Source organism: uncultured Kiloniella sp. (genome assembly GCF_937128705.1).
GTDB lineage: Bacteria > Pseudomonadota > Alphaproteobacteria > Kiloniellales > Kiloniellaceae > Kiloniella.
In genome coordinates, this window is record NZ_CAKZMP010000204.1 from 1 (window position 1) to 10,346 (window position 10,346).

General features: G+C 46.4%; 14 protein-coding genes. All 14 read left to right on the forward strand.

Annotation, left to right across the window (positions count from 1 at the left end):
- Nucleotides 1–1,871 (forward strand): phage terminase large subunit family protein (locus Q0241_RS10950; protein WP_299377276.1); only part of this gene is annotated, 1,871 nt, incomplete at its 5' end.
- A 133-nt stretch (nucleotides 1,872–2,004) separates the two neighbouring features.
- Nucleotides 2,005–2,223, forward strand: coding sequence for a hypothetical protein (locus Q0241_RS10955; RefSeq protein WP_299377278.1), 219 nt, complete (start codon nucleotides 2,005–2,007; stop codon nucleotides 2,221–2,223).
- Nucleotide 2,224: 1 nt separating this feature from the next.
- A complete protein-coding gene (locus tag Q0241_RS10960; protein ID WP_299377280.1) occupies nucleotides 2,225–3,760 on the forward strand; it encodes a phage portal protein in 1,536 nt (511 codons plus the stop codon).
- Nucleotides 3,761–4,039 carry a DUF1515 family protein gene (locus Q0241_RS10965; RefSeq protein ID WP_299377282.1) on the forward strand — a complete coding sequence of 93 codons (279 nt, stop codon included), beginning with the start codon at nucleotides 3,761–3,763 and terminating at the stop codon, nucleotides 4,037–4,039.
- Between the two features lie 77 nt (nucleotides 4,040–4,116).
- Nucleotides 4,117–5,085: a hypothetical protein gene (locus Q0241_RS10970; protein WP_299377284.1), complete on the forward strand. Its 969-nt coding sequence runs from the start codon at nucleotides 4,117–4,119 to the stop codon at nucleotides 5,083–5,085.
- A gap of 3 nt (nucleotides 5,086–5,088) precedes the next feature.
- Entirely contained in the window at nucleotides 5,089–5,493 is a 405-nt protein-coding gene (locus Q0241_RS10975; protein WP_299377286.1) for a head decoration protein, read from the forward strand.
- 13 nt (nucleotides 5,494–5,506) lie between these two features.
- The gene (locus Q0241_RS10980; protein WP_299377288.1) at nucleotides 5,507–6,535 is read left to right on the forward strand and encodes a major capsid protein; all 1,029 of its coding nucleotides are present in this window, start codon (nucleotides 5,507–5,509) and stop codon (nucleotides 6,533–6,535) included.
- 104 nt (nucleotides 6,536–6,639) lie between these two features.
- Complete coding sequence (locus Q0241_RS10985; protein WP_299377290.1) at nucleotides 6,640–6,864, forward strand: hypothetical protein; 225 nt, start codon at nucleotides 6,640–6,642, stop codon at nucleotides 6,862–6,864.
- A 2-nt stretch (nucleotides 6,865–6,866) separates the two neighbouring features.
- Entirely contained in the window at nucleotides 6,867–7,388 is a 522-nt protein-coding gene (locus Q0241_RS10990; protein WP_299377292.1) for a hypothetical protein, read from the forward strand.
- A 1-nt stretch (nucleotide 7,389) separates the two neighbouring features.
- On the forward strand, nucleotides 7,390–7,755 hold the full coding sequence (locus Q0241_RS10995) for a DUF2635 domain-containing protein (protein ID WP_299377294.1): 366 nt from the start codon (nucleotides 7,390–7,392) through the stop codon (nucleotides 7,753–7,755).
- 3 nt (nucleotides 7,756–7,758) lie between these two features.
- Nucleotides 7,759–9,258, forward strand: coding sequence for a phage tail sheath subtilisin-like domain-containing protein (locus tag Q0241_RS11000; protein ID WP_299377296.1), 1,500 nt, complete (start codon nucleotides 7,759–7,761; stop codon nucleotides 9,256–9,258).
- Between the two features lie 14 nt (nucleotides 9,259–9,272).
- A complete protein-coding gene (locus Q0241_RS11005) occupies nucleotides 9,273–9,635 on the forward strand; it encodes a phage tail tube protein (RefSeq protein ID WP_299377298.1) in 363 nt (120 codons plus the stop codon).
- Between the two features lie 2 nt (nucleotides 9,636–9,637).
- Nucleotides 9,638–9,904, forward strand: a complete 267-nt coding sequence (locus Q0241_RS11010) for a phage tail assembly protein (RefSeq protein ID WP_299377300.1) — start codon at nucleotides 9,638–9,640, stop codon at nucleotides 9,902–9,904.
- A 121-nt stretch (nucleotides 9,905–10,025) separates the two neighbouring features.
- A partial coding sequence (locus tag Q0241_RS11015) for a hypothetical protein (RefSeq protein WP_299377302.1) occupies nucleotides 10,026–10,346 on the forward strand: 321 nt, incomplete at its 3' end.

Here is a 10,346-nt window from a genome sequence, read left to right on the forward strand (position 1 = left end):
CTGAATGGGCTGATCGATATGCATACCTAAGCCCAGAGAATTCAGCTGAACCGGGCAAATGGCAAACACTAGGTTACCAGAAAGGCATGATGAATGCCGTAACTGACCCACGAAACGAGAAGGTAACTTTTAAGAAAAGTGCCCGAGTAGGGTATACAAAAATTATTGATCACGCCATTGGGTTCTATGCCGATCAAGAGCCGTCCCCCATGATGGTGGTGCAACCAACACTTGATGATGCCAAGGGCTACAGCACTGACGAAGTGATTCCGATGGTGCGGGACACCCCCGTTCTTAAAGCCATTGAAGTTTCGGAAAAGGAAAAGGGTTCTGGCGTCACCCAGTTGAAACGTAAATTCACAAATGGCGCATCTTTGATTTTGGTGGGTGCCAATTCAGCAAGGGGGTTTAGGCGCGTAACGATCCGGGCACTATTTTTTGATGAAGTGGATGGCTACCCCGTCGAAGGTGCTGGTGCAGAGGGCGACCAGATTAAACTTGGTATTAAGCGAACCGAAACGTTTTGGAACCGGCGCATTATTCTTGGCTCCACCCCCACCGTTAAGGGTGCGTCAAAAATTGATAAGAATTTTCAGTTATCTGATAAACGATACTTTGCACCGCCCTGCCCACACTGCAAAGAACGTAATATCTGGAAATTTAGCCCGTCCAAGGATTACGGCGAACCGATAGAATGCCCGGACGGCATTAAGATTGCTTACATGAAATGGCCGAAGGGTAAACCAGAGGAAGCCCATTTTATTTGCGGTCATTGTGGCTGCGAAATGCACGAAGAAGACAAGGCTTGGATGATTGATCACGGCCGTGCCATGGAAGATGATGGATGGGTAGCCACGGCACCGTTCAAGGGTCATGCCGGATTACACATATGGGCCGCATATAGTTTATTCCCGAATGCGGCATGGTCGAAGTTAGCCGCTGAATTTCTTGAATCAAAAAGCGATCCACAAGCCTTACAGGTTTTTGTAAACACCGTACTTGGGGAAGTTTGGGAAGATCGCGGTGAACGTGTCGATGGTGAAGGGCTGATAAAACGTCGAGAGAATTATGGCCTGGTATGCCCGCGTGACGTTGTGACTATTACGGCTGGGGTTGATATTCAGGGTAACCGCATCGAGGTTGAGCGAGTTGGATGGGGTTTGAATGGTGAAAGTTGGGGACTAGAAAAAACAGTTTTGTATGGTGATCCAACCGGGCCATTGATTTGGGACGAACTTGATGAACTGTTAGCCACACGAATACAACACGAAGGCGGTTTTGAATTGCCGATTGCGGCGACGTGTGTGGATGCTAACTACCTTACCCAGACCGTAACCCAGTATTGCAGCCAGCGTTTCGGGCGCCGTATCTGGGCTATACGTGGCATCGGTGGTGCAGGTAAACCGATATGGCCGAAAAAAGCTAGTAAGACCAAGGGCAAGCTTACTGTTTTCAATGTCGGTACAGATGCCGCAAAAGAGCTTGTATATTCCCGGTTAAGAATGCCCGACTTTGGCCCAGGCTATTCTCACTTCAACATGAGCTATGACGAAGACCATTTTAAACAACTCACATCAGAAGAAGTGAAAATTAAATACTTCAAGGGCCAACAAGTCAGGTATTGGGATTTGAAAGAAGGTCACAAGCGTAACGAAGCATTAGACATCAGGGTTTATGCCACAGCTGCACTGGAAGCCCTGAAAGTTGGTGGCTTTAATCTGAAAAGGCGCAAGAAAGAGATTAATGCCAGGACAGATAAGAATGGCCCTGTGGTTGATGTCGTTAGACAGGAAGAAGAACATGAACCCGTTATGGTCCCCGTGGCAAAGAAGAAAAAGAGGTCACGACGAAGAGTAAGACGTTCAAGATAATCAATCGGCATATTTACCGATTTTACCGCTTGTGTTATTGTCCGCTTAGGCCAGACGGATTTCACGATCTCCCGATAAGTGAAAACAAACCCACCATCTGTCTGGCCGCCTGATAAACTTAGGAACGGACGCAATGACCAGTTTGGCGAACCTGTTAAACCTTAAAGAAGGGCTAGACGAGGCCCGATATAATCCCGAAAAAAGCATTCAGGACGGAGACAGATTGGTCACAATGAAGTCTCAGACAGAGCTAGACCGATCTGCCCGGGATCTCAATAACCGAATTCGGCACGCATCAGGCAAAAAAAAGAAAAGCAATCAGCGCCGCATCGTAACTGGGCGGGGTATGTAACGTGGCGACTGCTGCAAGAACGAGGGTTCGCGTTAAAGGAACCGATAATTATTTGCCGACATACCAAGCCAAACGTGAAGCCGCCTATGATGGAGGCTCTACGGGGCGACGTGTCAGAAACTTCATGCCCCAATCTGGCGGCATTAATCGCCTTGTTTTGGGTTCACTCCAGTTACAGCGCGACCGAGCCAGAGATTTAGCCCGTAAGGTGCCGTGGATTGAATCCGGCATTGATAAAATTGTTAACAACGTTGTTGGTACTGGCATCAAGGTTATGCCCAACTATACCAACGATAATTTCAAGAAATCTGCATCCCGTTTATATGCAGATTGGACCCAAGAATGCGACGCAGATGGCATAACAGATTTCGATGGGCTTCAAGCCCTTGCGTTGCGTTCAGTCGTTGAGGCGGGTGAAGTATTTATCAGGATACGGAAAAGACGGACCACGGACGGATTAACAGTACCTATGCAGCTTCAAATATTAGAAGCTGAGTACGTCCCGATTGATAAAACCGAAACTCTGCGAAATGGTCGCCATATCAAAGCCGGTATAGAGTTTGATCGGTTGGGCCGACGCATCGCCTATCATATGTACCGCGAACATCCCGGCGATATTTTAACCGGCATGTCAAATCTATCAACTGTTCGCATCCCGGCCAACGAAGTGCTTCACATCTATGACATCAAGCGCCCCGGTCAGATACGTGGCATCCCCTGGATGACCCCAGTTGTTACACGGGTACGGGATCTGCTGGAATATGAAGACGCAGAACTAACCCGCAAAAAGACTGCTGCGATGTACACTGCATTCATCACTAAAAATGATGAAGACGATTACAACGAAGGCGATGATGAAGACGAAGAATATGATGATGAAGGTGTACCAGAGACTCAACTGGAAGCCGGGACCGTACAAATTCTTGAAGCTGGCGAAGACGTAGCATTTTCCACACCTGCCGATGTTGGCGGGAACTATGAAGTATTCATGAAAATGCAGCTTCGCGCCATCGCAGCGGGTATCGGGGTAACTTATGAACAGTTAACCGGGTCACTGGAAGATGTTAATTTTTCCAGCATTCGTGCCGGACTTTTAGAATTTCAAGCCAGAGCAAAACGAATTCAACGATTTTTGATTTTCCAATTGTGCCAGCCTGTGTGGAAAGAATTCGTAAAACAGGCCGTTATATTTTCAGGGCTTATTGCCCCCGGATTTGGCTCTAATCCGAAGAAATTCTTAAAAGCAAAATGGAAGCCACCCGGCTTCAGATACGTTAACCCGGTTCAAGAAGTAAACGCGATCAAAACACAGATCCGTTCAGGGCTTATCACACGTGCCGAAGCCGTTGCCGAGCTTGGTGGCGACATTGAGGAAATAGACAACATCCAAGCCGAAGATAATTCAAGAGCCGATGGGTTGGGCCTCGTCTACGACAGCGATCCAAGGAAAACAACGATGTCAGGCGGGTCTAACGAGAAAGATATGTCCAGCAGCGACGACGATGATACCAAGAAACCAAATAAAGCAGGCGGTTAAATGACCAACCTAAACGAAGTTAGCCAGGCCATCGGACGCTTGCAACAAGCCTATGAGTTTCAGCAAGAAACAACAAAAGACATCCTTGCTGAACTAAAAGACTTGAATCAAAAAATATCGAATTTTGAAAAAGTCGCCAATGATGTCGGGGATATGAAGCCCATAGTTGATGATCTTACAAAGATTAAAAACAAAGGGTTTGGGGTATTAATTGGCCTTGGTGTAGGAGCTGGCGGTGTTGGAGCCGCTCTGAAAGATGTTTTTGGGAAATATTTTTGATTAATTTGATCGGTGTATTTGCTGATTATCGGTATATCTGTTAATTAAATAATATGTTTAATCGGAGTTTTTGACGTATGCCCACCGGGAAAATGCCACTTCAAACACGTTCAGCGGCAAACAGCCCAGTTTCTGTGGATGAAAAGAACAGAACAATTGAAGTTGTTTTTACCACCGGCGCTGGGGTTCGTCGCTACGACTGGAACCGCGACAGATATTACACAGAAGAACTTGATGTGTCTGATGCTGCCGTTCGTTTGGACCGGCTGAACAACGGCGCTCCTGCCCTAGATAGCCATGAACGTTACTCAACGGAATCAGTAGTTGGTGTTGTTGAGAAAGGCTGGATCGATGGCGGGGAAGGAAAAGCCCTTATCCGAATTCATGAAGGCACAAAAGAAGCTGATGATCTTTGGGGCAAAATAGTCGGCGGTATTATCCGAAACGTCTCAGTTGGCTATCAGTTACACAAAATCATTGAGGAACGCGAAGACGATGATTTGATCTATCGCGCCGTTGATTGGGAACCCACTGAAATTTCATTTGTCGCTGTCGGCGCGGACTCGGGAGCAGGAGTCCGTTCGAATGATACAGCAGTTTTCCCCTGCCAGTTTGAAAGGTTGGAGGACTCCGACATGGCCGACAAAGCCACAGAAAAAGATAAGAAAAAAGAAGAACGTAAAGCAGATGATACACCTGCAGAGGTTCGTACCGAAACAGTTTCTGATGACCAAGGTGGCGCTGAATCCGAAACACGGAATGAACCAGAATCAGTAGTTAAACCGCCCGCCAAAACAGACGACACAAGGGCAATCCTTGACCTCTGTGCGACAGCAAACATCGGTATTCGTACCGCAACTGATTTCATTGATAAGGGGCAATCCCTTGGTGAGGTTCGCGCCTATATCAACGGAATGCGTGACGGTGCCGTTGATAACCAAGATGAACTCGACAACAAACGCAACGCTGATGAAGGCACTTCTCAGAACATTGATTTTAACACTGCCTACCGCAACTGGTCAGGCCAGAAAACCCAAGGAGCATAAGTCATGGCATCTCCAGCCAAAAGCACAGAACTAGAGATGGGCCCACGCGAAGGCGAATTCCTTATCTCTGAAGGTAACGGTCGCATCAGTCGTGATGAAATCGTTGTCAAAGATCAAACAGCAGTTTTGCAGACCGCAACCGTTATTGGACAGGTAGCTGCTGATGACGAATACAACCAACTCACACCAGGTGCCGCAGATGGTAGCCAAGTCGCGGCTGGAATTTTGTACCGTCGCACAAATGTTAATGGGCAATCGGCCCGTGCATTGGCAATCACCCGTAAAGCAGAAGTGAACGGGCTTCTTTTGGTTTGGCCTGATGGAATTACAGGCCCACAAAAAACACAGGCTATTTCCGAACTTGAAGCAGCCGGCATCATCATTCGCAATCAAGATAGCGGACAGTAAGGGAAATTATACCATGGCAAGTTTCGACGTTTTTGAAGGGTCAGCGTTCAACATGATTTCGCTGACATCTGCAATCAACCATACCGAGCACGCACCAAGCCGTTTGCGATCTTCTGGATTGTTTCGCCCCCGCGGTGTTAACACCACTAAAATCGCGATTGAAGAAAAGCATGGAAGCCTTTCTTTGATTCAAACCTCAGAGCGTGGCACACCACCTTCCGAGAGCGCGAATAAACGACGGAATATCAAAGACTTTCGCACTGTACACCTTTCACGAAACGCTCGGCTTGTAGCAGATGAAGTGGCTGGTATTCGTGCCTTTGGTAGTCAATCAGAGCTTGAATCAGTTATGGCTGTCTACAAAGAGCGCGAAGAAGAAAAAATCATGGAAATGGACCTTACCATTGAGCGCCTTATGCTAGGTGCTATTTCTGGTAAGATTTTAGACGCTGACGACACGGTTATCTATAACCTGTTTGATGAATTCAGGGTTAATTCTCCTGCAAATATTTCTTTTGCATTTAGCGGTATTACACAAGCCAACGCTGATAACGGTGTAATTAATAAAGTTTGCTTGGACATCAAGCGCCAATTAAAAAAAGCTCTGCATGGTATGCCGACTGGCGGCATGCGTATTAAAGCTTTGTGTGGCGACAATTTCTTTGATGCCCTTGTTCACAACGCTGAAACGATGCAGCCATACAAGAACTGGCAAGCCGCCGAAGTTCTTAAAGACCGCAACCTTGCTTATTCAACGTTCCGGTATGGCGGCATTACTTTTGAAAACTACGAAGGCACAGACGACGGCAAGGTAGCAATTGGCACCGACGAGTGCCGTATCTATGTCGAAGGTGTGCCTGGTCTGTTTGATATTTATTTTGCTCCAGCAGATACGATGAATTTTGTGAATACAAAAGGTCTACCTATGTATTCCCTTCCTTATCGTGATCCACGGGACAAATTCTGGGAAGCAGAAATCCAATCAAACCCACTGCCAATTTGTACACGTCCAAAGTCTTTGCCAAAGGGCGTTAAGGCATAGCAATGGGGTGGGAAGGACGAGCCCGACGACTTCAAAGAGCTTCTAAAAAGAACTTCTACGAGTGCGTTGAATACACGAAGGCGGGAGGCTCGTCTTTCACTCTAATGGCAAAGTTTGATGAATCATTTCTGATGATTGAAGACCGTGGGGAAGTTGCTGTTGAAACCAGAAAGCCAGTTGCAACAGTTGACCTTGCGGATTTTGAAAACCGCACACCAAAAGAGCCAAAACGAGACGATTTAATAAGAGCTCGTGGAGTTCTTTATAAAATTCATTCCGTACAACCCGACGATGGCAGACAAGCCGTTTTAATTCTCAAGAAAGCCTGACAGTGCACGAAAGAACCCGCCTCAGAAACGATGTGGTGACACGTCTAAAAGCAGCAAATACAGTTGCTGGTGATGACGTATACAAAAGCCGTGTGGTGAGTTTTGAGAAAGACGAATTACCAGCACTGAGTATTTTCACTCTGGAGCAACAAGGCTCGAACAGTGGCAGTCATACTCCCGTATTCGACGATGAAATCACACTACAAATAGACGCCTATGTAGCTACTAACGACGGATGGGACGATCAACTCGATATCATCTGTGAGCAGGTCGAAGACGCGCTATTAAAAGACCCTGAATTTGTTAAACAATTTTCAACAATAAAATCACTTTCAACAAACATTGCTTTTAGCGATGAAGGTGAAACAACTATAGCCACAGCAGTAATCAAGATCGGGTTGAAATTCACCTCAGAATATCACCCAGTCATCACGGATGACCTTGAAGGCATTGATGTGCAAGTCACTAGCCCACCAGGAATTGCTTCAATGAAAATAGAAATCGATACAGAAAGTGAAGGGTAAAATGTCTCTACACCTAAAACCAAATCCTGACAAAAAGGTGGATGGGAAACCCGTTTCTGTTCCCGATCCCATTACAGGTGAACCATTGCAAGAAGATGGGAAAGTTGTTCCTAAAAGCACGTACTGGTTACGCCGTTTGCAATGCGGTGACGCTGTGCATGTCGTGACTGCAAAGACTGATGTGAATGAAGATATCGAAAATAACAAGATGTCTTTGGAAGAAGCAATTGCCCATTGCTACGAGCAAGGAACCGACGAATTTCTTACGAAGTCTGGGCAGCCAGATTGTCATGTCCTGTCTTCACTAACAGGTACAAAAGTAACGGCTGCTGATCGTGACGCAGCAACCCCAAAACAGGAGGGCTAAACCTTGTCCATTTCATTTAACCAAATGCCTGCTGATATTCGGGTTCCACTCTTTTATGCAGAAGTCGATAATTCCCAAGCGTTTAGCTTTGAGGGGAATTATCGGGCGCTTCTTATCGGTCAACGATTTGCAGTAGCACCTATCGCGGTGAATACCCCCGTCTTGGTTTCATCAGCAGACCAAGCCGGCCAATATTTTGGTAAAGGCAGTATGCTGCATCGCATGGTTACTGCGTATATTAAAAACAACGATTATACAGAGTTGTGGTGCGTTGCCCTTGATGATGATGGTTCGGGTGTTGCCGCAACTGGTTCAATCAAGGTTGATGCCGGGGCAAGTGCATCTGGCACCGATAACCTTTACATCGCAGGTCAACGTATTCGATATGGTGTCGCATCAACAGATACGCCAGCAGCCCTAGCAACCGCAATTGCTGCAGCTATCACAGCTGATTCAAACCTTCCTGTTGCCGCTGTTGTAAACGGTAGTGATAATTCTCAGGTTGATTTCACCGCCAGACACAAAGGCGAAGTTGGTAATGGTATTGATATTCGCCGTAATTATTATGGCGTCGTAGGTGGTGAGGTTTCTCCTACTGGCTTGGATATCAGCATCACTGCCATGTCAGGTGGATCTGGTAACCCAGACATTAGCACAGCAGTTGCGGCCGTTGGTGATGAACCATACCGTTTCATAGGAATGGCATATACAGACGCTGCTAACCTAGCTGTCATGCAAACATTTCTGGATGACGTTACTGGCCGTTGGTCACCGTTACAGCAGAACTACAGCCATTGCTTTACGGCCCGTTCTGATACACTAGGTTCACTGAATACATTTGGTGAAACCCGAAACGACCCGCACACCACTTGTTACGGGGTGTATGACAGTCCAACCCCTACATATGAAGCCGCTGCGATCTGGACAGGCATTGCTGCAAAACATATCAGCATTGACCCTGCCAGACCTTTGCAAACCTTGCCAATGGTTGGGTTCTTATCACCACCGGAAGCAAGTCGGTTCACGATTTCAGAACGTAACATTTTGCTTCATTCAGGTATTGCCACATCTTATGTTGAAGGCGGTTATAGCCGAATTGAACGAGCTATTACAACATACCAAGAAAACAGTTATGGGGAGCCGGATGCATCTTATCTGGATGCAAATACCCTATTCACTCTGGCTTACGTCTTGGATTACCTACGGGCTGGAATCACACAAAAATACCCGCGTCATAAGCTTGCAAATGACGGCACACGATTTGGCGCAGGTCAAGCCATCGTAACCCCGAAAATCATTAAGGCTGAAATCATTGCCAGCTATGGTCGGCTAGAAGAACGTGCCTTGGTAGAAAACCGGGAAGCTTTTATTGATAACCTTATCGTAGAGCGGTCCAGTTCTAATCCATCACGGGTAGATGTTCTGTTCCCACCTGATCTGGTTAACCAACTTCGTATCTTGGCAGTTCTCGCCCAGTTCCGTCTTCAATATAACGCAAATTAAGAAAGGGCTTTGTTATGGGTAAAAGAATTGCAGGTACAGCCTTCGTTAAAGTCGATAGCAAACAATACACCCTCGCGGGCTCTATAACTGTCTCGACCGATGAAGCAGAACGTGAAGGGCTTTCGGGGTTGTCCGGTGTTGCTGGATTCAAAGAAACTCCGCGTGTTCCTTTCATTGAGGGCGAGTTTTTCGCAACTGATGATTTAAGCCTAAAAGCTATTGAAGCCATCACTGATTCAACTGTGACAGCAGAACTAGCAAACGGGAAAACTTATGTTCTCCGTAATGCCTGGACTGCAGGGGCTCGTGAACTTGACGGTGCCGAAGGCACATTATCAATCAAATTCGAAGGAATCTCTGGAGACGAGGTTAAATAATTATGGATAAAATCGAAGTCGAACTTACTAAACCTATTCAAGCTCATGGTGATGAAGTTAGCGTTCTAAGCTTAAAAGAACCAACTTGGGGCGATATGATGAAAATGGGAAAAGCCACTGACGATATGGCAAAGGTTGCCAGTATCATAGAATCATGCGCAGAAATCCCGCTGTCATCTGTAAAGTCTATGTCCCCCCAAGATGTTGGTAACGCGATGAAGGCTCTAGCCCCTTTTTTGGGAGGTTTCCAAGGAACTGGAGAGGATTAGCCGGCGAGTTTGCGTACACATTCCACATGCAGCCGTCAGAGATAAAATCTCTGACGGCCTATGAGCTAATTTATTGGTCCAACACTGTTGATCAAATTGTTAAGGCAAATAAGGTGAGAAAATGAAAGACCTTGAAATTAAAGCAATTATTCGTGCAGTTGATGAGGCAACAGGACCAATAAAGAAGATCACCAGAAGTGTTGAGCGTATGGGGAAAAGTGTCAGCAATATTGGCAGAAAAATGACGATTGGGATTTCTGCTCCACTAGCAGCCATCGGTACACTGGGTGTTAAAAGTTTTGGCGATTGGGATGAATCTATGAGGAACGTTTCGACACTCGTAGATACTAACATCGAAGATATGGGGAAGCTATCAAGCGAGGCAATGAAAATCGCAAAAGATATTCCAAGACCACTAAATGAAACAGCTGCTGCGCTTTAT